The sequence below is a fragment of the Escherichia sp. WS338 genome, assembly GCF_046486405.1.
Classification (GTDB): domain Bacteria; phylum Pseudomonadota; class Gammaproteobacteria; order Enterobacterales; family Enterobacteriaceae; genus Escherichia; species Escherichia coli.
Window position 1 is genome coordinate 72864 of the sequence record NZ_JBJQLL010000010.1, and the last position, 21722, is coordinate 94585.

The 21722-nt window shown below is 52.5% G+C and carries 21 protein-coding genes, 1 pseudogene and 1 other annotated feature; of the genes and pseudogenes, 5 read left to right on the plus strand and 17 right to left on the minus strand.

Annotation, left to right across the window (positions count from 1 at the left end; all coding sequences use genetic code 11):
• Nucleotides 1-119: 119 nt before the first annotated feature.
• Nucleotides 120-1886 (plus strand): adenine deaminase, encoded by a 1767-nt coding sequence (adeD, locus tag ACJHWT_RS11495; RefSeq protein ID WP_001065682.1) that lies wholly within the window; start codon nucleotides 120-122, stop codon nucleotides 1884-1886.
• A 46-nt stretch (nucleotides 1887-1932) separates the two neighbouring features.
• On the opposite strand, the gene uhpT is transcribed toward adeD, so the two are convergent.
• The 7 genes from uhpT to ivbL all read right to left on the minus strand — a co-directional run bounded on the left by uhpT (nucleotide 1933) and on the right by ivbL (nucleotide 9260).
• Nucleotides 1933-3324, minus strand: coding sequence for a hexose-6-phosphate:phosphate antiporter (gene uhpT, locus ACJHWT_RS11500; RefSeq protein WP_000879194.1), 1392 nt, complete (start codon nucleotides 3322-3324; stop codon nucleotides 1933-1935).
• A gap of 255 nt (nucleotides 3325-3579) precedes the next feature.
• On the minus strand, nucleotides 3580-4899 hold the full coding sequence (gene uhpC / locus ACJHWT_RS11505) for an MFS transporter family glucose-6-phosphate receptor UhpC (RefSeq protein WP_001696326.1): 1320 nt from the start codon (nucleotides 4897-4899) through the stop codon (nucleotides 3580-3582).
• Nucleotides 4900-4908: 9 nt separating this feature from the next.
• Entirely contained in the window at nucleotides 4909-6411 is a 1503-nt protein-coding gene (gene uhpB / locus ACJHWT_RS11510; RefSeq protein WP_001318135.1) for a signal transduction histidine-protein kinase/phosphatase UhpB, read from the minus strand.
• Nucleotides 6411-7001 (minus strand): transcriptional regulator UhpA, encoded by a 591-nt coding sequence (uhpA, locus tag ACJHWT_RS11515; RefSeq protein ID WP_000633668.1) that lies wholly within the window; start codon nucleotides 6999-7001, stop codon nucleotides 6411-6413. Before uhpA ends, uhpB begins: the two co-directional genes overlap by 1 nt.
• 72 nt (nucleotides 7002-7073) lie before the next feature.
• Nucleotides 7074-7364 carry an acetolactate synthase small subunit gene (gene ilvN, locus ACJHWT_RS11520; protein WP_001181706.1) on the minus strand — a complete coding sequence of 97 codons (291 nt, stop codon included), beginning with the start codon at nucleotides 7362-7364 and terminating at the stop codon, nucleotides 7074-7076.
• Between the two features lie 3 nt (nucleotides 7365-7367).
• On the minus strand, nucleotides 7368-9056 hold the full coding sequence (gene ilvB, locus ACJHWT_RS11525) for an acetolactate synthase large subunit (protein WP_000168476.1): 1689 nt from the start codon (nucleotides 9054-9056) through the stop codon (nucleotides 7368-7370).
• Nucleotides 9057-9161: 105 nt separating this feature from the next.
• Nucleotides 9162-9260 (minus strand): ilvB operon leader peptide IvbL, encoded by a 99-nt coding sequence (ivbL, locus tag ACJHWT_RS11530; protein ID WP_001312198.1) that lies wholly within the window; start codon nucleotides 9258-9260, stop codon nucleotides 9162-9164.
• 563 nt (nucleotides 9261-9823) lie between these two features.
• On the opposite strand from ivbL, the gene tisB reads away from it, so the two are divergent.
• Nucleotides 9824-9913 (plus strand): type I toxin-antitoxin system toxin TisB, encoded by a 90-nt coding sequence (gene tisB, locus ACJHWT_RS11535; protein ID WP_000060506.1) that lies wholly within the window; start codon nucleotides 9824-9826, stop codon nucleotides 9911-9913.
• 123 nt (nucleotides 9914-10036) lie between these two features.
• Here tisB and ysdE read toward each other — a convergent pair whose 3' ends face one another.
• Nucleotides 10037-10111: a protein YsdE gene (ysdE, locus tag ACJHWT_RS11540; protein WP_211180519.1), complete on the minus strand. Its 75-nt coding sequence runs from the start codon at nucleotides 10109-10111 to the stop codon at nucleotides 10037-10039.
• A gap of 81 nt (nucleotides 10112-10192) precedes the next feature.
• Here ysdE and emrD point away from each other — a divergent pair, with 81 nt between their 5' ends.
• A complete protein-coding gene (emrD, locus tag ACJHWT_RS11545; RefSeq protein ID WP_001696327.1) occupies nucleotides 10193-11377 on the plus strand; it encodes a multidrug efflux MFS transporter EmrD in 1185 nt (394 codons plus the stop codon).
• A gap of 7 nt (nucleotides 11378-11384) precedes the next feature.
• On the opposite strand, the gene ACJHWT_RS11550 is transcribed toward emrD, so the two are convergent.
• From ACJHWT_RS11550 to ACJHWT_RS11570, 5 genes are read right to left on the minus strand one after another with little or no spacing between them, the layout of a single operon-like run.
• Nucleotides 11385-11882, minus strand: a complete 498-nt coding sequence (locus ACJHWT_RS11550) for a radical SAM protein (protein WP_000148034.1) — start codon at nucleotides 11880-11882, stop codon at nucleotides 11385-11387.
• The gene (locus ACJHWT_RS11555) at nucleotides 11879-12241 is read right to left on the minus strand and encodes a DUF202 domain-containing protein (protein WP_001113432.1); all 363 of its coding nucleotides are present in this window, start codon (nucleotides 12239-12241) and stop codon (nucleotides 11879-11881) included. The genes ACJHWT_RS11550 and ACJHWT_RS11555 overlap by 4 nt, the downstream gene beginning before the upstream one ends.
• Nucleotides 12231-12578, minus strand: coding sequence for a YidH family protein (locus ACJHWT_RS11560; protein WP_000703959.1), 348 nt, complete (start codon nucleotides 12576-12578; stop codon nucleotides 12231-12233). The genes ACJHWT_RS11555 and ACJHWT_RS11560 overlap by 11 nt, the downstream gene beginning before the upstream one ends.
• Nucleotides 12579-12637: 59 nt before the next feature.
• Nucleotides 12638-14131, minus strand: coding sequence for a sulfatase-like hydrolase/transferase (locus tag ACJHWT_RS11565; protein ID WP_000828511.1), 1494 nt, complete (start codon nucleotides 14129-14131; stop codon nucleotides 12638-12640).
• On the minus strand, nucleotides 14128-15843 hold the full coding sequence (locus ACJHWT_RS11570) for a solute:sodium symporter family transporter (protein ID WP_001087170.1): 1716 nt from the start codon (nucleotides 15841-15843) through the stop codon (nucleotides 14128-14130). Before ACJHWT_RS11570 ends, ACJHWT_RS11565 begins: the two co-directional genes overlap by 4 nt.
• 166 nt (nucleotides 15844-16009) lie before the next feature.
• On the opposite strand from ACJHWT_RS11570, the gene ACJHWT_RS11575 reads away from it, so the two are divergent.
• Entirely contained in the window at nucleotides 16010-16876 is an 867-nt protein-coding gene (locus tag ACJHWT_RS11575; protein WP_001318136.1) for a helix-turn-helix transcriptional regulator, read from the plus strand.
• 89 nt (nucleotides 16877-16965) lie between these two features.
• On the opposite strand, the gene ACJHWT_RS11580 is transcribed toward ACJHWT_RS11575, so the two are convergent.
• The 3 genes from ACJHWT_RS11580 to ibpA form a co-directional block, all read right to left on the minus strand.
• Nucleotides 16966-18627 (minus strand): putative transporter, encoded by a 1662-nt coding sequence (locus ACJHWT_RS11580; RefSeq protein WP_001279774.1) that lies wholly within the window; start codon nucleotides 18625-18627, stop codon nucleotides 16966-16968.
• Between the two features lie 195 nt (nucleotides 18628-18822).
• Nucleotides 18823-19251 carry a small heat shock chaperone IbpB gene (gene ibpB, locus ACJHWT_RS11585; RefSeq protein ID WP_001243431.1) on the minus strand — a complete coding sequence of 143 codons (429 nt, stop codon included), beginning with the start codon at nucleotides 19249-19251 and terminating at the stop codon, nucleotides 18823-18825.
• A gap of 111 nt (nucleotides 19252-19362) precedes the next feature.
• The gene (ibpA, locus tag ACJHWT_RS11590; RefSeq protein ID WP_001243437.1) at nucleotides 19363-19776 is read right to left on the minus strand and encodes a small heat shock chaperone IbpA; all 414 of its coding nucleotides are present in this window, start codon (nucleotides 19774-19776) and stop codon (nucleotides 19363-19365) included.
• Nucleotides 19770-19842, minus strand: a sequence feature (ROSE (Repression Of Heat Shock gene Expression) occurs in the 5'-region of heat shock genes and acts as an RNA thermometer to modulate expression.). It overlaps the preceding gene by 7 nt.
• 239 nt (nucleotides 19843-20081) lie before the next feature.
• Between ibpA and ACJHWT_RS11595 the strand changes: the two genes are divergently transcribed.
• Complete coding sequence (locus ACJHWT_RS11595; RefSeq protein ID WP_001334468.1) at nucleotides 20082-20414, plus strand: YceK/YidQ family lipoprotein; 333 nt, start codon at nucleotides 20082-20084, stop codon at nucleotides 20412-20414.
• A gap of 3 nt (nucleotides 20415-20417) precedes the next feature.
• Here the strand turns inward: ACJHWT_RS11595 and ACJHWT_RS11600 are convergent.
• Nucleotides 20418-21637: pseudogene (locus ACJHWT_RS11600) on the minus strand (DUF3748 domain-containing protein).
• Nucleotides 21638-21722: the final 85 nt, after the last annotated feature.

A 21722-nucleotide genomic window follows, 5' to 3' on the forward strand; every position in this document is an offset into this window, starting at 1 on the left:
AACGGTTCAGTGATAATTATCACATTTCAATTGCACATTAATGGATATTCTTTAATAATCTCGCGACGTTTCTTTATGATAAATAATAATCAAATTGATAAAATCAAAATGAGAAAAATATGAATAATTCTATTAACCATAAATTTCATCACATTAGCCGGGCTGAATACCAGGAATTGTTAGCCGTTTCCCGTGGAGACGCTGTTGCCGATTATATTATTGATAATGTCTCTATTCTCGACCTGATCAATGGCGGAGAAATTTCCGGCCCAATTGTGATTAAAGGACGTTACATTGCCGGTGTTGGCGCAGAATACGCTGATGCTCCGGCTTTGCAGCGGATTGATGCCCGCGGCGCAACGGCGGTGCCAGGGTTTATTGATGCTCACCTGCATATTGAATCCAGCATGATGACGCCGGTCACCTTTGAAACTGCTACCCTGCCGCGCGGCCTGACGACCGTTATTTGCGACCCTCATGAAATCGTCAACGTGATGGGCGAAGCCGGTTTCGCCTGGTTTGCCCGCTGTGCCGAACAGGCAAGGCAAAACCAATACTTGCAGGTCAGCTCTTGCGTACCCGCCCTGGAAGGCTGCGATGTTAACGGTGCCAGTTTTACCCTTGAACAGATGCTCGCCTGGCGGGACCATCCGCAGGTTACCGGCCTTGCAGAAATGATGGACTACCCTGGCGTAATTAGCGGGCAGAATGCACTGCTCGATAAACTGGATGCATTTCGCCACCTGACGCTGGACGGTCACTGCCCGGGTTTGGGTGGTAAAGAACTTAACGCCTATATTGCTGCGGGTATTGAAAACTGCCACGAAAGTTATCAGCTGGAAGAAGGACGCCGGAAATTACAACTCGGCATGTCGTTGATGATCCGCGAAGGGTCCGCTGCCCGCAATCTCAACGCGCTGGCACCGTTGATCAACGAATTTAACAGCCCGCAATGCATGCTCTGTACCGATGACCGTAACCCGTGGGAAATCGCCCATGAAGGACACATCGATGCCTTAATTCGCCGCCTGATCGAACAACACAATGTACCGCTGCATGTGGCATATCGCGTAGCCAGCTGGTCGACGGCGCGCCATTTTGGTCTGAATCACCTCGGCTTACTGGCACCCGGCAAGCAGGCCGATATCGTCCTGTTGAGCGATGCGCGTAAGGTCACGGTGCAGCAGGTACTGGTGAAAGGCGAGCCGATCGATGCACAAACCTTACAGGCGGAAGAGTCGGCGAGACTGGCACAATCCGCCCCGCCATATGGCAATACCATTGATCGCCAGCCAGTTTCCGCCAGCGACTTTGCCCTGCAATTTACCCCCGGAAAACGCTATCGCGTTATTGAGGTAATCCATAACGAACTGATCACGCACTCCCGCTCCAGCGTCTACAGCGAAAACGGTTTTGATCGCGATGATGTGTGCTTTATTGCCGTTCTTGAGCGTTACGGACAACGACTGGCTCCGGCCTGTGGTTTGCTCGGCGGCTTTGGCCTGAATGAAGGTGCGCTGGCTGCGACGGTCAGCCATGACAGCCATAATATTGTAGTGATCGGTCGTAGCGCAGAAGAGATGGCGCTGGCGGTCAATCAGGTGATTCAGGATGGCGGCGGGCTGTGCGTGGTCCGTAACGGCCAGGTACAAAGTCATCTACCGTTGCCCATTGCCGGGCTAATGAGCACCGACACGGCGCAGTCACTGGCGGAGCAAATTGACACCTTGAAAGCCGCCGCCCGTGAATGCGGTCCGTTACCAGATGAGCCGTTTATTCAGATGGCGTTTCTTTCCCTGCCAGTGATCCCCGCGCTGAAACTAACCAGTCAGGGGCTGTTTGATGGTGAGAAGTTTGCCTTCACTACGCTGGAAGTCACGGAATAATAAAAAAAAGCCCGGCGTCATGCCGGGCAAAAGTCACCAGTTACGTTTATGCCACTGTCAACTGCTGAATTTTTTTCTCGCGGCGGATTTTGCGTTCTTCCATCACCGCCACTATCGCCATCAGGCAGATACAACCAATCGCGGCGATATCCAGCGCGGCGAAGGTGCCTGCCCAGCCGGTAAGGCCAAATACCGGCGTCCCATCGGCAATCATTCCCAGACCTAACTTGGCAAAGCTGTCACCAATCAGGTAAGCGAAGGTGCCTTTAATACCATCGGCAGCGCCAATCGCTTTTTTAGGTACAAAGCCAACAGCCGCCACGCCAATCAACAATTGCGGGCCAAAGACCAGGAAACCCAACGCAAAGAGAGAAGCCAGGTAGATATATTCGTTGCTGGCGTGTTGATACACACCGAGCGTGGCGATAATCAGCGCCAGCGCGATACAGGCCACCAGGCCACGGCGACCGTTCGCCAGGTCAGAGAGCCAGCCCCACAGCAGCGTACCGACCAGCGCACCAGCTTCAAACAGCGTAAAGCCCTGAATCGCCACCGCTTTAGAGAGTTTCAGTTCCTGGAACGCATACACGGTTGACCACTGGTCGATACCAATACGCACCACATAGAGGAAAATGTTGGCAAAGCACAGCAGCCAGATCACTTTGTTTTTCAGCACATACTCAACAAAGATCTGCCACTTGGTCATATCGGTAGATTCTGTCTCTTTATCCTCTTCACTGATCTCCTCGCCAAACAGCTCTTCAGCTTTGCCGAGGCCATAAGATTCCGGGGAGTCGCTGCCGTAACGCAGACCGATAAAACCAACAATCAGCGCGATAATCGACGGGAAAATAAACATGCCGATGACATGACCATCGAACAGGTAATTTGCGCCGAACAGCGCCACACCTGCTGCGCCTGCACCACCAAGGTTGTGAGAAATGTTCCAGAAACCGAGGAATGTCCCGCGTTTACGACGCGGCGTCCATTTGGTGATGGTGGAGTAACTGCACGAACCGCCGGTACTCTGGAAAAAGCCGCTTAAGGCGTAGAAGGCAATCATCAGGAACAGGCTAACCGAGCCGCTGCCCATACTGGCACTGAAGCCCAGCATACAAATGGCAGACAGGATCAGCATGAACGGCAGGAATTGTTTGGTGTTTTTGCCGTCGGCGTAGTAAGAAACCAGCGTTTTACCCACGCCATAAGTGATGGAGAAGCCCAGGCCGATCATCCCCAGCTGCGTCATGCTCAACCCGTAGGTCGAGATCATGTCGTTCTGCGCGATGTTAAAGTTCTTGCGAATCAGGTACATCGTAAGGTAGCCGATAAAGACCACCAGGTAGGATTGCATGAACGGTTTGAACCACATTTTGCGCCGCACTTCGAGCGGAAGGTCCAGGGTCGGCTTGCGAACCTGGTTTAGGAAAGCCAGCATGGGTTACTCCTGATTTCCCTTCATACTTCAAGCCGCAGGTGCCTTAGCTGCACGCATTCCTCCCGGTCACATAGTTCACTATGCTCCCGGGACTCACGCGTTTGCTGCGTTCCTGCAACTTGAATTATTTTGGGAAAGAATTAATGAATGATGGCATTGTAAAAATCAGCAGCAAATCAGGCCTGAGATAGCGTCCAGGCAAAACCTGGAAAATTTCTTAGTTTTGCCGGATATGAAGTGAAAAGGTGAGATGCATCACGCTTCTCGCGGTGTCTGGGCGTTCAAAAAGGGCAGTAACAGCAGTGCGGAAACCCCGGCGGCGATAGAGATAACCACAAAAAATCCGCTCCAGTGCCAGGTATCGAGTACTTTCGCCAGTGGCCAACCAGCAAGCGACGCCCCCAGATAAGCAAACAAGCCGACAAACCCCGTCGCCGCCCCTGCCGCCTCTTTGTGGGAACACTCTGCCGCCGCCATGCCGATTAACATCTGTGGGCCAAAGACAAAAAAACCAATGGTGAAGAAGCAGGTTGCCTGCATCACGTAGCTGGCAAATGGCATCAGCCACAGCGAGCCGACTGAAAGCAAAATTCCGGCGGCGAAAATCAAATTCATCGGCCCACGGTTGCCGTTAAACAATTTGTCCGAGCCCCAACCGGCTACCAGCGCACCGATAAATCCACCCAGTTCAAACATCGTCACTGCCGTATTCGCCGTGACCAGATCGACGCCCAGCGTCTCGGACATATACAAATTGCCCCAGTCGTTGATTGCCGCCCGGACCACATAGACCAGCACATAGCAAAACGAAAGCAGCCAGATATACGGATTCAGCAACACATATTTGGTGAGGATCTCTTTACGCGTCAGCCCTGCCCCTTCTTGTTGTTGAGCTATCTCCAGCGCGTCGTGCCGCCATTCACCGACCGCTGGTAAACCTAACGCCTGCGGGCGATCGCGTAGCCGCCAGCAGAGAAAAATCCCCACGACGATCGCCATACAACCCGCAATCATCATCCCGGCACGCCAGCCGTAATGCAGCGCGCTCGCTGCCATCACAATGGGAATGAGTGCGCCGCCGACGTTATGCGCCGTGTTCCATAATGCCCACCAACCGCCGCGCTCGGTACGAGAATACCAGGCGGTTAACAGACGCGCACACACCGGTGAACCCCAGCCCTGGAAAAAGGCGTTCAGCACCCAGAGTACGGCAAACGCCCATAGCGACGTCGAGAAGCCAAACAGAATGTTGATGATGCCCGTGGCAATAAGCCCTATCCCCATAAAATAACGGGCATTTGAGCGATCGCTGACAATGCCGGAGACAAACTTCGACACGCCGTAGGTAATGTAAAACAGGGTCGCTAACAGGCCAATATCGCTACGGCTGAGCACGCCGTTAGCAAGGATTTCTGGTACGGCGGCGTTAAAACTTTTACGCGTGAAGTAAAACAGCGCGTAACCCAGCCAGATGGTCAGCAGAATATGCCGACGCCAGTAGCGATAGCGGGCATCAATTTCATGTTTATCAGTCATTAATGGCGCATCGGCAGGCGCTTTCAGAAACGGCAACATCATCGAACCTTAGACATAACGTTGAGGTAGAGAAACGCTGACACGCGTGCCGTGCAGACAGGAAATGTGTAATGTGCCGCCCAGCGCCGTTACGCGCTCGCGCATTCCGGTGAGGCCAAAACCTTGTTGCCCGGAACCCGGCGGCAAACCGCTGCCATCGTCTTCAATCACCAGCATCAACCGTTCATCCTGCTGCCAGCCTTGCAGCGTAACCGCGCTGGCATCGGCATGTTTCACAATGTTGTTCAGCCCTTCCTGGCAGACGCGAAACAGCGTCACGCGCTGGTTTTCACTTAACGCTGACTCATCGATACGCCATTCGAGATGGCTGACAATGCCGCGCCCTTCCAGCTCCATTTCCCGCATCAGTGAGCGGATGGCCTGCTCCAGGGTGAGATCATCCAGCTGGCGCGGACGTAACCGCCCTAACAAACGGCGCACCGCATCGTAAACACCCAGCGACAGTTGTTCGATGAGCTGCCCGCTCTGCTTCACGCTGGCATTATCTGCCGCCAGTCGCTGGACAATGCCCGCTTGAGTACGAATAGCAGTGATGGTCTGGCCGATATCATCATGCAGCTCACGCGCCACATCGCGGCGCACGCTCTCTTCAGTTTCTAACAAACGTTCAGCCAGATGCTGATTGCGCGCCAGTTCTTTTTGCAGCGACTGGTTAAGTTCACGCAACCGCTGGATGCCAGCGCCAAGCAACAACCCTGTCAGACTTTGCACCAGCAGCGAGAGCAATAAATCCACCGAATGATCGCGCCAGGTTTGACTGGCGATCAGCGCGATGGCGTTCATCAACGTCGCAATTAGCGCCCCTTGCCAGCCATAGTGCCAGGCCAGCGCGATAATCGGCAGCGCCAGGCAGAATGGCGTAAAGCGCGACAGTTCGTCCGGCAATCCCAACTGGAGCCAGAGACTGATAACAAACAGCAGCAAGTACCAGACCAGATGCCGCCCACGCCAGTTGATCGGTTGAGAAACTAACGACGGGCCGAGCGGCAGCCAGGTGTTATTGGCGAGATAGTGCCAGAACACCAGACATATCGGGGCCAGCGTCAGGCCGCCAGTTAAAGTCAGCAACAGCGCATTCCACGACTCTTTGCCGTGCCAAAGCCAGGGCAGCGACTGCAACAACGCCGCCGCCGTTAATGCCGCCCCTTGTAGCAGCAAGGTGCGCCAGTCACGTTGATGGCGATAGCGCGAGATCAGCGCCACGGGCAGTAACGTCAGTAAACTACCGATCATCAATAAGAAGAAATGGGTTAAACCGACCGCCTGCGTTAACCAGTAAATCAGCAGCCACTCCGCGCCCAGCAACACCGGCCAGTATCCGCGCGGGCATTGCAGCATTAGCCCCAGACGCAGACCAAACGGAAATAACAGCACCGCCATATCAGGGCGCTCAACCAGGTGCAGGCTGATACTCCACAGGCAAAACCATGCGGCAGAGAAGATAAAAAAGCAGGCAATAACGGTAATTAAGCGGGAGAACAACGTCTTCATCACCAGCCATCAAACATACGGCGCGCCAGTTCAACGTCGTTACTGACGCCCAGTTTTTCCATCAGATTGGCGCGATGGACGTGTACCGTTTTCGGTGACAAGCCCAGTTCGGCGGCAATCTCTTTCACCGCCATTCCTTGCGCCAGTTTTTCTGCCACCTGGCGTTCGCGTTTGGTTAGCGGGTCCTGGCGACCGGATGCCAGTTTAATGGCAATATCCGGCGTCAGATAACAGCCGCCAGTGGCAACCGTATGCACCGCAGCAATGAGTTCATCCGGGCTACAGCGTTTGGAGAGAAAGCCGCGCGCCCCGGCGTTAAGCGCCTGCTCAACCAGCGCCGGACTGTCGTGAACGGAGAGCATAATTGTCGCCATGCCTTTCGGCAGCTGGCTTAGAAGCTCCAGACCGGAGATATCAGGCATGGAGATATCGCAAATACACACCTGCACACCGCGCCCCGGCAGCCCCGCCAGCGCCTCGCGCCCCGAACCAAACTCGGCAACTACCTGCAAATCAGGTTCCAGCCCCAGCAGCTGCGCAAAGCCGGAGCGGACGATAAGGTGATCGTCTATAAGGGCAACGGTGATCATGATCTTGTCCTGGAGGGTAATAAAACGCGCTTACCTTAACGATAAGCGCGATGTTGTTCAAGCCTTGAGCGGTTACTGAAAAAACACCGCAATCTTGTTAAACATGGTCGGATCGGACTGATTACGCTGCACTTTCACCACATCTTCCAGCTTGTCGATTTGGCTTATCATCTGCTCCAGACGCTGGTCGTCATTGACCAGTAGCCAGATGTGGCTTTTGTCGCTGTCCTGAATCGGCAGGCAGAGAATACCTTCAACGTTAAAAGCGCGACGGGCAAAAAGGCCACAAACGTGGGTCATTACGCCCGGATGGTTGCGAACGGTGAGTTCGAGAATCACGTTGTCATGAGTTGTGTTTTGCATGGCTTATTCCCCCACCATTTCAGTATTCGCCGCACCTGGCGGCACCATCGGGTACACTTTTTCTTCGGCATCAATGCGCACGTGGATCAGCGCCGGGCCAGGGCGATTGATGATTTCCTGCAATGCAGCCTGCGGATCGGCTTCGTTATTCAAATCACAGGTTTCGAGGCCGAATCCTGCGGCAATCTGCATAAAGTTGATTTTGCCCGGATAGGTAGCGGCAAAAACGCCCTGCTTGTAGAACAGACTCTGTTGCTGATGCACCAGCCCCAGCGCTTCGTTGTTCATCAAAATGATTTTAACATCCAGCTGATTTTCACTGGCGGTCGCCATCTCCTGAATATTCATCATCAGGCTGCCGTCGCCGGAGAAGCACAACACTTTGCGGTCCGGGTTCGCCAGCGCCGCGCCAATCGCCGCAGGCAGGCCAAAACCCATCGTGCCCAGCCCGCCGGAGGTCAGCCACTGGCGTGGGCGATTGAGCGGATAGGCTTGCGCCGTCCACATCTGATGCTGACCCACGTCAGTGGTAATAATCGCGTTGTCATCCACGCAGGCGGCAACGGCATTAATCAGGCCGTAATGGCTTAATGGATCGCACGCTTTCGGGATTGGACACGGGAATTCACGCTGCAAATCCGCCACCAACTGGTGCCACTCTGCACGCGGTTGCGCTTCCACCAGCGGGATCAACTGCGCCAGCACGTCATCAACATCCGCCTGAATTGCCACATGCGGTTGCTTGATTTTGCCCAGCTCTGCGCGGTCGATATCGACATGAATAATTTTGGCATTCGGACAGAACTGCTCGGTTTTGCCAATCGCCCGGTCATCAAAACGCGCACCGAGTACAATCAGCAGATCCGCCTCCTGCAAAATATAGTTGGTGCTGCGCACACCGTGCATCCCCAGCATACCCAGCGACAGCGGATGCGCTTTTGGCAACATACCCAGTGCCATTAAAGTCATGGTGGTAGGCAGTTGCGCTTTCTCCGCCAGTTCACGCACTCGCGCAGGCGCGTTGATCACACCACCACCCAGATAAAGCACCGGGCGTTTGGCGGCGTTAATCATCGCCGCCGCGTCACGAATACTTTCTTCGCTAAAGGCGGGTGCGGCGGCTTTTTCTGCCATAGCGGGCTGTGTTTCAATCTCAAAAACTGCCGTTTGCACATCCTTAGGAATGTCTATCCACACCGGGCCAGGGCGGCCTGATTGCGCAATACGGAAGGCATCGCTCATGACCTGCGGGAGTTCTTCGATATGTCTGACCAGATAGTTGTGTTTGGTGATGGGGATAGAGATGCCGTAGGTGTCGACTTCCTGGAAGGCGTCGGTGCCGATCATCGAGGCGGGAACCTGACCAGTAATGCAAATCAGCGGGATGGAGTCCAGCCGTGCATCGGCAATGGCGGTCACCAGGTTAGTCGCCCCCGGTCCGCTACAGGCCATACAGACCGCCGGTTTACCGTCGGTGCGCGCCATTCCCTGAGCGATAAACCCCGCGCCCTGTTCATGGCGAGCCAGAATATGGCGGATTTGCGTGCTTTGGCTTAAGGCATCGTAAACAGGCAGGATAGAACCGCCCGGAATGCCCGTCACAATCTTAATGCCCTGCTGTTCCAGGAAATGAACGATAAATTCTGCGCCGGTAAAGCGCTTACGCGTCGATGTTGTGCCCGAACTTGCCATGCTCCAGTCCTTTTCTTCTGGGCCGACTTTCCGGGAGGTGCTTAAACGAAAAACCCCGCCCGGTTTGCGCCGGCGGGGTTTTGGAATCGTGTGTTGTTCCAGTCCCTACGGCGCATTGCCGACGACCACCACCACACGCACGACGACCACTGCGGCGGATGGCGCAGTTGGTAGTAGTTTTGCGTTGAACATGGAAGTAGTCATTGGGGACCTTGTTGGTTTTGTGTTTAACAATATTTATACAAGCACAGCTTTACAGGGGAGACAATGGAAAATTTTTCAGCAAGGGAAAATTGAGGGGTTGATCACGTTTTGTACTGAATTGCAGGTAACAAAAAACCCCGCCGGAGCGAGGTTTCGTCAGTCGCCTGCGGCTGGTAACCGCAAAGCACACTGTATTATGTCAACACTGAAAGTATACGTGTTCCGCGCAGAACGCGCAATTTCGGCACGAATTTTGACGTATTTAGTGCATAGTTGAGTATCGATCACAGTTTGCGTTTTGTCCAATATTACTGTTTATTTATACAGTAAACTTCTATAATATCACTGTACGCAATGTGTTATGCGGGGGCCGCATCGTTACCCGGCGCACTAAGTCCTGGCTGAAACGGGTGGTGCCGTCAGCGCCTTAACCCCGCGTGAGCACACTGTGTTATGTCAACAAGCACAACGTTTCTCCTTGAGATACCGCGTGCACAACAGCTGGCAACAGGCAGCGGAAAGGTACGTCAGCTGGCAGTGCTCCTGAACCACAGGAGACGCGTATGAGCCTGGTGGATATCGCCATTCTTATCCTCAAACTCATTGTTGCAGCACTGCAACTGCTTGATGCTGTTCTGAAATACCTGAAGTAATTCAGATTCAAGTCGCACTAAAGGGGAGCGGGTAACCGCTCCCCTTTTATATTTAGCGTGCGGGTTGGTGTCGGATGCGATGCTGACGCATCTTATCCGCCCTACCATCTCTCCCGGCAACATTTATTGCCGCTTTTGTTTACATATTCTGCCGCTAAACAATTCCCCATTCCTGGCGTATATCTGGCTAACATTTATCAATGTGATAGATTCCTCTCCCGCATTTATGGGAATGCGTAGTGACTTATTCTAATTATTTTTATAAAAGCATCCGTGATAATGAAAAGGCATAGAAACGTCAATTTGTTATTGATGTTGGTATTACTCGTGGCCGTCGGTCAGATGGCGCAAACCATTTATATTCCAGCCATTGCCGATATGGCGCGCGATCTCAACGTCCGTGAAGGGGCGGTGCAGAGCGTAATGGGCGCTTATCTGCTGACTTACGGTGTCTCACAGCTGTTTTATGGCCCAATTTCCGACCGTGTGGGTCGCCGACCGGTGATCCTCGTCGGAATGTCCATTTTTATGCTGGCAACGCTAGTCGCGGTCACGACCTCCAGTTTGACGGTATTGATTGCCGCCAGCGCGATGCAGGGCATGGGCACCGGCGTTGGCGGCGTAATGGCGCGTACTTTGCCGCGTGATTTATATGAACGGACACAGTTGCGCCATGCTAACAGCCTGTTAAACATGGGGATTCTTGTCAGTCCGTTGCTCGCACCGCTAATCGGCGGTCTGCTGGATACGATGTGGAACTGGCGCGCCTGTTATCTCTTTTTGTTGGTTCTTTGTGCCGGTGTGACCTTCAGTATGGCCCGCTGGATGCCGGAAACGCGTCCGGTCGACGCACCGCGCACGCGCCTGCTTACCAGTTATAAAACGCTTTTCGGTAACGGCGGTTTTAACTGTTATTTGCTGATGCTGATTGGCGGTCTGGCCGGGATTGCCGCCTTTGAAGCCTGCTCCGGCGTGCTGATGGGCGCGGTGTTAGGGTTGAGCAGTATGACGGTCAGTATTTTGTTTATTCTGCCGATTCCGGCAGCGTTTTTTGGCGCATGGTTTGCCGGACGTCCCAATAAACGCTTCTCCACGTTAATGTGGCAGTCGGTTATCTGCTGCCTGCTGGCTGGCTTGCTGATGTGGATCCCCGACTGGTTTGGCGTGATGAATGTCTGGACGCTGCTCATTCCCGCCGCGCTGTTCTTTTTCGGTGCCGGGATGCTGTTTCCACTGGCTACCAGCGGCGCGATGGAGCCGTTCCCCTTCCTGGCGGGCACCGCTGGCGCGCTGGTCGGCGGTCTGCAAAACATTGGTTCCGGCGTGCTGGCGTCGCTCTCTGCGATGTTGCCGCAAACCGGTCAGGGCAGCCTGGGATTGTTGATGACCTTAATGGGATTGTTGATCGTGCTGTGCTGGCTACCGCTGGCGACGCGGATGTCGCATCAGGGGCAGCCTGTTTAAGCTCACGTCACCGCAGCATCGTCATCAGCTCCATGGGAGAACGATGCTGCTTTATCAGATCACGCATCACCCGCATATGCGGCGCGGAGTAAGAATAAAACGCCTGATAGCCCGCACAAAGCACGTTGTCTGGTTTATCTTCCCGAGCGTGCGGGCACAGCCGATGCCAGTCGCACGCCTGGCAGTCACGGCGCGGTTGCGACTTTTCGCTGCCACACCATTTTTGTAAGGTGGTGTCAAAAAGTTCAATCGAAATACGACTGATATCTGCCCGCACCCAACACTCGAACAGGGCAATTAAAAATTTCCCCCACAGCTCTGCTGTCACCGAAGCGGCCGTCAGATCGCCCCGGTCATCAAATTCAAGATGGGGAATAAGCTGTACGGAGCGGATGCCCAGCTGTTTGAAATTGTGATAAAAATCGGCAGGTTGCAGAGCATCCTTATACTCTACAACCAGTTTATGCCTGTCCTCTTCAGCATCAATGACCTGACTTCCTGTCATGCGACTCTCTCAATAAATACGATAAGTTGATGTATATGCGTTACAGCAAACAGTATTGCGAGAGATAACACCGCGAGGGAGATCAAAAATTTGTCACGGACTACGTGAAATTGGGAAAAATCGCTATTCGTGACATCCATTAAATTGCGATTACGGGTGTAGTGCCAGAGGATCAGCGCCACGATGGCGAGGATGCCAATCGAAATCCAGAATAACATGCCCGCCTGGTGCCAGTTGTGTTTGATAGCCAACGCCATCAACGCGCCGTAGCCCAGCATGGTACGAAACCACGCCAGTGATGTGCGTTCCGGCTGCAGCCCTGGGTCGGCAATGCGTCTGGCTTTGCGGCTATCCGGCATACAACACCAGTCCCATGACGATCACTGCCACGACCATCAATATTAAACTGATGATTAATAAGCTGTTGGTATAGGGCAGGTCCTCTTTCAGGCGCATCGCTTTTTCATTGCGTAACCAGCGCAAGTAGCCATACATCGCTAACCCGCCGGAAAACAGACACAACAACAACGCCAGCAGTTCGCGGATGACGGGCGTGGCGAAATCTGGCGCAAGTTGATCAAGCCCAACCCCCGCCGCCAGAAATCCTAGTGCAGTACGGATCCACGCCAGAAAAGTACGCTCATTAGCCAGCGAGAAGCGGTAATCGGGCGCTTCTCCGAGGCGGGAAATTTTCATTGTTGCTCCTTGTAAACTGTTCCTCGCCGAAAAATTAGGCCAGGAACAGCAATAATGCATCAGAACTTCTGTTTTTTCTCTTCCACCTTCACCCCTTGTGTCGGTAAACCGGTGTCATAGTCGCGTACCACTGGAGAATAACCATCCTGTGGGCGTGGACGAAACGCCCCCATCCAGCGCGGTTGTGCATCTTTGCGCCACGGACGCAGGTTCCATTGATAACTGCGGAACGGATCGCGAATTTTGTCCATATAATCCAATAAGGCGTCATGCATTTTGCTGCGAACGTCGGCAAAATGGATATCATCGATCAGGTTATGCATTTCATTTGGGTCATTACGGCGATCGTAAAGTTCATCACTGGTGAAGAGGTTGAGCACCAGTTTAAAGTCATCCGTTACCCAGCAACGCACCGGAATAAAACCGCCAAAGCTGTCATGCTCAATCTCGTAGCGATTAAATTCCACCAACACGCCACGTGGTTCTTTTACGGCAAGGATATTATCCCCCGGCAGAATCTCTGGTTTTTCAATATCTGCCAGCGCCATCATTGTCGGCAGTAAGTCAATATGACTGACTGGCGTATCGACCTGTCGCCGCTCCCCTTGCGGCGAACGGATGATCAGCGGAATGCGGGTGATGTCGTCATACATCGCCGCCCCTTTACTGATCAGCTTATGTGCGCCCATCATTTCACCATGATCGGAGGTATAAATGACCCACGTATTTTCACGTTGCTCTGGCGTTAAGGCATTGATGACACGTCCGATTTGGTCATCAACAAAGTCATTGCAGGCAAAATAGAGCGGATGGTGATAAAGCCCGTCATCACCGACTGGCGATGGCATCGCCTGCGCCCATAAGCGGTGATGTTCCGGTTTGTTCGCCAGGTCATCCTGTGATTTCTCGCCAAGTTCGTAGTAAAAATCAGCGTATTTCTCTAAATACTCCACCGGACAGGTGAACGGGTGATGCGGCTCATCATACGAAACCACCATCAGGAAAGGTTCGTCGGCGCGCGCGGGCTGTTGCAGAAAATCTACCGCCCGATTGCTGATGCGGTGCGCCCAGGTGAAGGTTTCGTCGATATGGTTCGCCTGTAAATCCTCAACGCTGTTTAGGCCATTGCGCCACAGGCTGATCTCTTTTTCCGTCAGTTCGCTAAGGTAGTTCGCCCCATCGAACCAGTAATCAGCGTCCCACTCCGGCGGACACTCGCCAGTGCCGAAATAGTCATGACCGTCGAGATGCCATTTGCCAATGTAACAGGTGTGATAGCCCGCATCCTTAAAGTAGCGCCCCATGGTGGAAATGTTTTTACCTGGCGCGACGTTGTTGGTCCACGGGCCGGACTGGTTAGCGTAGATACCGGTAAACAGCCCGGCGCGCGCTGGTGTACAAACCGGTGAACAGGTATAGGCGGAATTAAAGCGAATACTTTCCGCCGCCAGACTATCAATATTTTGCGTATTCAGCGGCTTACCGCTATAGCAACCGACCATATTGGTGGCCTGGGTATCGGTCATGATGAACAGAAAATTGGGGCGTTTCATAGGCTATCCTTCGCGTCGGGAGTAAAGGTTACGGCTGGGTCGTGACGATGCCGCCAGCTATCAAAAATCAGGTAGACAATCACTACGGCGGCAATGAAATAACTGATCATCGCTAACCAGCGCGTACCGTAGCCGCCGAATTCAGCCAGCCCGGCATAGACGCCAATCATCGCGAACAGGATGCCCATTGACGCGATCTTGACGTTTTTCCACGGTTTCATGTCCACCGCAAACGCATCTTTGAAGGTGAACGGCGTGGCGCGCGGTTTGATAAAACCGATCACCAGCATCACGACCACGTTGATGCAGAACGTACAGGCCAGCACATAGAGGAAATGGAAGTCGAACTTCACCAGATAGTTGATGGTGATGTAGCTGATTATGCCAATCCCCATCGCCACTTTTGCCGCCAGCGCCGGGATGCGCGGGAAGAAAAAGCCCATAATGATGATGGTAACCAGCGGCACGTTGTAAATGCCGTTGAGCTGTTTCATCCAGCTATACAGCCCCTGCGGCGCGTTGGCGATCCACGGCGCTACCAGCACCGAAACGATGGCGATAAAGAAACCAAATTTGCGCCCGACGGTGACCAGCTGCTGCGGCTCGGCATTCTGGTTAATGATGCGCCGGTAAATACCCATACTGAATAACGTACTGGCGCTATTCAGAAAGCCGTTGAAGGTACTGATCACCGCACCAAATAACACCGCGCCGAAGAAACCCACCAGTGGCACTGGCAGAACGTTATTGACCAGCGTCGGGTAGGCCATGTCGGCTTTCGGTAGATCCTGATACAGATGAAACGCAATCAACCCTGGCAGCACCAGTACCAGCGGGTCGAGCATTTTCAGCACCGCCGTTAACAGCGCCCCCTTTTGCCCTTCCGCCAGGCTTTTTGACGCCAGCGTGCGTTGCACGATGCCCTGATTTGTACACCAGTAAAAGGTGTTCACCAGAATCAAACCGGTAAATGCCGCGCCAATCGGCAAGGGATCGGTCGGGCCGCCGACTGAGTTTAATTTCTCGGCGTGAACGGTGGTGAGTTGCTCAATGCCCTGCATAAAGCTGCCCTTGCCCATCGCGATCAGGCCAAATACCGGCACCATCAACCCGCCAATAACCAGCCCAATACCGTTAATGGAGTCCGCCACTGCCATTGCGCGCAGTCCGCCGATCACCGCATACAAAATTCCCGCCAGACCAAGCAAAATAACCAGTAACCAGATAGCCGCACCATCGGAAAGTTGTAGCGACTCACCCACATGAAACAGGCTGTTGAGCGCCAACGCGCCGGAATAGAGAACAATCGGCAGAAAGCAGACGCCGGTGGCAATGAGGAAGCAGAAGTCGATGATAATACGCGTCGTTTTATCATAACGTTCCTCCAGAAAATCGGGGATGGTGGCAATGCCGCGCTTCAGATAGCGCGGTAAAAAGATTAGCGCGAGGAAGATCAGCGTCACTGCAGAGGTGACTTCCCAGCCCATCACCGACATGCCACTTTTGTAGGCCTGCCCAGAAAGGCCGACCAGTTGTTCCGTGGAAAGGTTGGTTAGCATTAACGAAGCGGCAATAACCGGCGCTTTTAGTGAACGTCCGGCAAGAAAATAGCCTTGTTGCGATCCGGTATCTGTTTTACGGACCTTCCACCAGGTGATGACCGCTACCAGCAGCGTAAAACCGACAAAACTCAAGATTTGTAACGAATTCATCTCATAGCCCTTATTTATGTTTATGTCCCGGACGCATGAATATAGGGAGAGGTAAAATGCGTCGGGTCAGGCAGTCAGATTCTTAAAATACAAACGTCGTATCCCTGAACGGATTGTTTTCTGTTAAGTTCAGGTTGTGAGCATAATTCGCCGGAGGGATATTAAAATGAATGGAAAATTGCAAAGTTCGGATGTAAAAAACGAAACTCCGTACAATATTCCCTTATTGATTAACGAAAATGTGATCTCCAGCGGAATTTCTCTGATATCGCTCTGGCATACCTACGCCGACGAGCATTATCGGGTGATCTGGCCGCGGGACAAGAAGAAACCGCTTATCGCCAACTCATGGGTTGCGGTGTATACCGTACAAGGATGTGGGAAAATTCTTTTAAAGAATGACGAGCAAATAACTCTGCATGGCAACTGTATTATATTTTTAAAGCCAATGGATATTCACTCTTATCACTGTGAAGGTTTGGTCTGGGAACAGTACTGGATGGAATTTACCCCCACCAGTATGATGGATATTCCCGTCGGTCAGCAAAGCGTTATTTATAATGGCGAAGTTTATAATCAGGAACTCACCGAAGTTGCTGAATTAATTACTTCACCAGAAGCAATAAAAAATAATCTGGCAGTCGCTTTTCTGACGAAAATTATTTATCAGTGGATTTGTCTTATGTACGCAGACGGTAAAAAAGATCCACAACGGCGGCAAATTGAAAAACTAATTGCCACTTTACATGCCAGTCTGCAACAACGCTGGAGCGTAGCTGATATGGCTGCCACGATCCCCTGTAGCGAAGCCTGGTTGCGTCGTCTGTTTTTACGCTATACCGGCAAGACGCCGAAAGAATATTACCTCAATGCACGTCTGGATCTGGCGCTATCGCTATTAAAGCAACAAGGGAACTCGGTTGGCGAAGTCGCTGATACGCTCAACTTCTTCGACTCCTTTCATTTCAGCAAAGCCTTTAAGCATAAATTTGGTTATGCGCCGTCAGCTGTGCTGAAGAATACGGACAGGTAATAACCAGAATGGCGAGTGTGTAAATGACTCGATGATGTTCAGAAATACCAGGTGGAGTACCATTTACGGCGACTCCACCCGGAAAAGAGTTAACCGATACTCCAGAAGAGCACCGCCAGTAATTGGGGGGTGATAATGCGCAGGAACATCACCAACGGATAGACAGTGGCGTAAGAAAGCGCCGCCGCACCGCTGGTTGGATGAAGATTATTAGCAAACGCCAGCGCCGGAGGATCGGTCATGGAGCCAGCCAGCATCCCGCACATGGTCAGGTAATTCATTTTGGCTAACATCCGCGCCAGAATGCCAACAGTAATCAGCGGAACGGCGGTGATCAGGGCACCATAACCAATCCAGCTTAGCCCTTCGCCATCCACCAGTGTATGGATAAAATCGCCGCCGGATTTCAGGCCAACCACCGAGAGAAAGAGCACAATGCCTAACTCGCGTAGCGCCAGGTTAGCGCTTGGTGGCATAAACCAGTACAGCTTGCCGATACTGCCGATACGCCCGAGGATCAACGCCATAATCAGCGGACCGCCCGCCAGCCCGAGTTTCAACGCCGCCGGGAACCCAGGCACAAAGACGGGAATAGAACCTAACAATACGCCAAGCCCGATACCAATAAACACTGGCAGCATCTGAACCTGTTGCAGTTTTTGCTGCGCATTCCCCAGCACATTGGCAACGGCATCAATTGCGGACGGACGCCCCACCAGGTTGAGGATATCGCCGAACTGCAGGCTGATATCGCTACTTGCAACTAATTCAACACCAGCACGGTTCAGGCGCGAGATAACAACGTCATAGCGTTCTTTAAAGTGCAGGTCGCGAATACGTTTACCGAGCACGTTTTCATTGGTGACCACCACACGCTCGACGCGCAAGTCAGTGCCTTTCGTAGACAGCGAGGTATCGACCTCCTGACCAATCACCAGTTGCGCATTATGTAAATCCGCAGGCTGCCCCACCAGATGCAGCAAATCGCCCAGTTGAATAACGGTTTCTGGCGAAGGCACTTTTAGGGTTTCTTCTCGTTTCAATCGTGAGCAAATAACTTTATCGCCATTGAGAATCGGCACATCTTTAATGGCTAAATTATGCAAATTAGGATTCTCAACTCGGATGTTAATCGTCCTGATTAGCGCACCGCCGTTGGTTCGCGTGGACTCGTGCTGCTGGGCCTCAGTCTCAACATTGACGCGGAAAATAACCCGCAGCATCCACATAGTGAACAAAATGCCGCAAATCCCAAATGGATACGCCATCGCATAGCTCATCCCCATTTGATCGACCATCGCCATCGGTGTCCCCAGGTCGCGCAAGATCTGCTGCCCTGCCCCCAGTGCTGGCGTATTGGTTACCGCACCGGAGAAAATCCCCAGTACTACCGGCAGTGGAATATCAAACAGTTTATGCAGGATGGCGGTAACCAGCCCCCCGATGATGACGATCAGAACAGCAAACAGGTTGAGGCGTAATCCGGAGACGCGCAATGAGGCAAAGAAGCCCGGCCCTACCTGAATCCCGATGGTATAAACGAACAGGATCAGGCCAAATTCCTGAATAACATGCAGCATATCGCTACTTAATGTCATCCCCGCCTGAGAAACAAAATGGCCGACGATGATCCCACCGAACAGCACGCCGCCAATGCCCAATCCAACACCGCGAAACTTGACGTTGCCGATAAACAACCCGACGACCGCCACCAAAGCCAGAATACTGACCGTTAATGCTATATCACTCATCGTCCATTTCTCTTGAGATAACATTTTAATTGCTACGGATTATGGCTGAATCGGTGAAGCAGATTTGCCTTATAGCGCACATTATCACGGGAAAGAACGTGCCGAAATATCTTAAACAGGCGAAAATTAACGCATTGTTGAAGAAGAAAGACAAAAAAAGCCCCACCAGAATGGCGGGGCAAAGAGAATAGCTAGTTAGCTATTTAACGCGGGACGTTCGCTGATAGCGATACGCTGCGCTGCGATGGGTTCAGGCTCATTACGAATTAAATCAATATGCAGTAAACCGTTTACGAAGGTTGCACCAGAGACTTCCATATTTTCAGCCAGCGTAAAGCTCAGGCTAAATGGCTGATTCATAAGCCCTTGATGCAGCCATTTTTTCTCTTCTTTTGGCTGCTCCGGCGTGCCTTTTACGCTCAGGCGCGTACCTTCCAGTTGAATCTCTAAATCTTCCTGACGAAAACCTGCCAGCGCAAGGGTAATGCGGTAGTGGTTATCGTCGCTTTTCTCAATGTTGTACGGCGGGAAGCTCTGGCTTTCACCGGCGTTTTGCAGTGCGTTGGCCAGTTTGTCAAAACCGATCCATTGACGCATCAGTGGGGATAAATCGAAGTTACGCATAGTCATTTCTCCTTCTAAGAAGCGAGTAAGTACCTGCAAATCCGAAGATTCGCATATGCTCCCTGACGGCGAGCATGGAGATGTCAGGCCGCGCAAGGCGGCCTTAGGGAATTAGTTGATTTCGATACGGCGCGGTTTTTTCGCTTCCGGAATCACGCGTTCGAGATCGATATACAGCAAACCATTTACCAGGTTAGCACCACGAACATGAATGTTCTCAGCTAACTGGAATTTGCGTTCAAAGTTGCGTTCAGCGATGCCCTGGTACAGATAGGTGCGCTCTTTTTGTTCGTCGGCGTGAGCACCTTTCACCACCAGCAGATTATCCTGGGCGGTAATTTCCAGTTCGCTCTCAGCAAAACCAGCCACAGCGATAGCAATGCGGTAATGGTTTTCGTCTACCAGTTCAACGTTATACGGAGGGTAGCCGCCATTACTCTGGCTCTGGTTGTTTTCTAAGTGGTTAAACAAACGGTCAAATCCAATAGCAGAACGGTAAAGCGGGGATAAATCAAAGTTACGCATAATCAATAGCTCCTGAAATCAGCGAGAATCTAAGACCTTCCACAATGGACAGGTCAGGTAGCCAGAACACCCATCAGGCGCGTCCTCATCGGCTACGATGTAAAAATGGGTCTGGAAATGAACTTTTCAAGCCTTATCAGCGGACTTTTTTTTGCAGTTTATGGTCTATTGCATAGACTGAGGGGGCAGCACGAAACGTTAAAGTGCGATAGCCGCCACAGTGCGACGTAATGATGATGTTATTTTCAGCAAGGGATCGCTATAACTCATCAGGCCAACACCCACGATCAACAGATGAATTTATTATGATAAGAAATGTGTTGTTAGCGTTCATGATATGCAGCGGAATGACATTACTCGGAGGATGCTCCAGCGTGATGTCCCATACCGGGGGGAAAGAAGGAACGTATCCTGGCACCCGCGCCAGCGCAACCATGATTGGCGACGATGAAACCAACTGGGGCACAAAATCGCTGGCGATACTCGACATGCCATTTACCGCAGTACTGGACACAATATTGCTACCGTGGGATGTGTTCCGCAAAGACAGCTCAGTGCGCTCGCGCGTTGAAAAAAGCGAAGCCGACGCGCAAGAAACCAATAACGTCATTCCCCCCGCCAAAATGCCTGCAAACTGAGAGCTAGCGGTCAGTTTCGGTGATCCACAACTGACCGTCCTCCATCCACGCCAACCATTGACCATCCGGCGAGAAAACCACGGCGTCCGCAGAAGGTGGATTGGCGTGGTTTTCGGTTAAATACTCAACCTCGCCGCTTTGCGCATGGGCACAAGCAATCCGATTATCCAGCACAAATCCCAGCCATTCGCCTGACGGATGCCAGTTAAATGCAGACTGAATATCCGTTTTGTTATGGGTTAACTGGCGCGGCTCGCCGCCCTGTGGCGAGATAAGCCACAGTTGCACAATGCCGTTATCATCACGCATTAAAAACGCGATTTGCGTACCCTGCGGATTACAGCGCACCCAGTGGCGCGGGACGTTGACTAATCCCGGATAAGCCCGATGGTGCGTAAAGGTTAAACGTCGCTGCACGACACCACGCGGTGGCGCAGGCAGGGTTGTTTCCGTTCCACTTAACGGCACATCACCTGCCGCTTTCCAGCCAGCTTCATCTTTCGGCAACTCGACAATAAACAGCTCCGGCACTTTCTCGCCCTTTGCCGAAAGTGTGTCGCCAATAAACGCCAGCGCGTGATTTCCTACCCATCCTTCTTCATAAGCACGATTGATTTCATCACTGCCAGGCTGTGGCGTGGGCGTGGTTTTACTTACCAGCCCAGCACGCACCAGTGGCTACCGCTGTATTCACGCGGATGCTGCTTTTGTACGTTGACCGGGCCAAACGGTGCAGCAACACCGACGTTTCGCAAATCCAGCGCCGGATCGAGTTCATGCATTACATGGTCGTTGTAGGTAAAGCTCACCCTTTCACCGTTCGGGCTAAAGACATGTACATGGCTGCCGCCACGTAGCGCTCCTGGCGTATATGGCGCGGTAATATCCATTGCATCGAGATTGCTCACCTTGCCGCTTTCAACAATCACTCCGCGCCGATGATGAAAGTCGTAATACCATGTTTCATCAGGATTTTCCGGGCCGTGGATGAAGACATACTTCTCTGACTTCGGATGAACGGTCACCACGCCGACGTATGCGCCCTGTGACGCGCGATAGATAACCTCGACCTCGCCGGTATGGATATTCACACGCTCAATGGTCTCGCCGGTAAACGACGCCCCAGAAGGCCGCACGTCAAACACCAGCCACTGGCTGTCGGGCGTCCAGGTATTGGTATTGGTGAGCAGGTGATTACGAGGAGCAAAGGTTATCTGTTTCATGGCGCGGTCCTGATACAAAACGGTTCCCGCCATAATACTTCACAAGGACTTCACTTTCAGACAATAGTCTTTTGCCATCGTGATG

Coding starts and splice junctions, on each gene's coding strand:
- adeD (WP_001065682.1), top strand. CDS start 120: ATGAATAATTCTATTAACCATAAATTTCATCACATTAGCCGGGCTGAA.
- uhpT (WP_000879194.1), bottom strand. CDS start 3,324: ATGCTGGCTTTCCTAAACCAGGTTCGCAAGCCGACCCTGGACCTTCCG.
- uhpC (WP_001696326.1), bottom strand. CDS start 4,899: ATGTTGCCGTTTCTGAAAGCGCCTGCCGATGCGCCATTAATGACTGAT.
- uhpB (WP_001318135.1), bottom strand. CDS start 6,411: ATGAAGACGTTGTTCTCCCGCTTAATTACCGTTATTGCCTGCTTTTTT.
- uhpA (WP_000633668.1), bottom strand. CDS start 7,001: ATGATCACCGTTGCCCTTATAGACGATCACCTTATCGTCCGCTCCGGC.
- ilvN (WP_001181706.1), bottom strand. CDS start 7,364: ATGCAAAACACAACTCATGACAACGTGATTCTCGAACTCACCGTTCGC.
- ilvB (WP_000168476.1), bottom strand. CDS start 9,056: ATGGCAAGTTCGGGCACAACATCGACGCGTAAGCGCTTTACCGGCGCA.
- ivbL (WP_001312198.1), bottom strand. CDS start 9,260: ATGACTACTTCCATGTTCAACGCAAAACTACTACCAACTGCGCCATCC.
- tisB (WP_000060506.1), top strand. CDS start 9,824: ATGAGCCTGGTGGATATCGCCATTCTTATCCTCAAACTCATTGTTGCA.
- emrD (WP_001696327.1), top strand. CDS start 10,193: ATGAAAAGGCATAGAAACGTCAATTTGTTATTGATGTTGGTATTACTC.
- ACJHWT_RS11550 (WP_000148034.1), bottom strand. CDS start 11,882: ATGACAGGAAGTCAGGTCATTGATGCTGAAGAGGACAGGCATAAACTG.
- ACJHWT_RS11555 (WP_001113432.1), bottom strand. CDS start 12,241: ATGCCGGATAGCCGCAAAGCCAGACGCATTGCCGACCCAGGGCTGCAG.
- ACJHWT_RS11560 (WP_000703959.1), bottom strand. CDS start 12,578: ATGAAAATTTCCCGCCTCGGAGAAGCGCCCGATTACCGCTTCTCGCTG.
- ACJHWT_RS11565 (WP_000828511.1), bottom strand. CDS start 14,131: ATGAAACGCCCCAATTTTCTGTTCATCATGACCGATACCCAGGCCACC.
- ACJHWT_RS11570 (WP_001087170.1), bottom strand. CDS start 15,843: ATGAATTCGTTACAAATCTTGAGTTTTGTCGGTTTTACGCTGCTGGTA.
- ACJHWT_RS11575 (WP_001318136.1), top strand. CDS start 16,010: ATGAATGGAAAATTGCAAAGTTCGGATGTAAAAAACGAAACTCCGTAC.
- ACJHWT_RS11580 (WP_001279774.1), bottom strand. CDS start 18,627: ATGAGTGATATAGCATTAACGGTCAGTATTCTGGCTTTGGTGGCGGTC.
- ibpB (WP_001243431.1), bottom strand. CDS start 19,251: ATGCGTAACTTCGATTTATCCCCACTGATGCGTCAATGGATCGGTTTT.
- ibpA (WP_001243437.1), bottom strand. CDS start 19,776: ATGCGTAACTTTGATTTATCCCCGCTTTACCGTTCTGCTATTGGATTT.
- ACJHWT_RS11595 (WP_001334468.1), top strand. CDS start 20,082: ATGATAAGAAATGTGTTGTTAGCGTTCATGATATGCAGCGGAATGACA.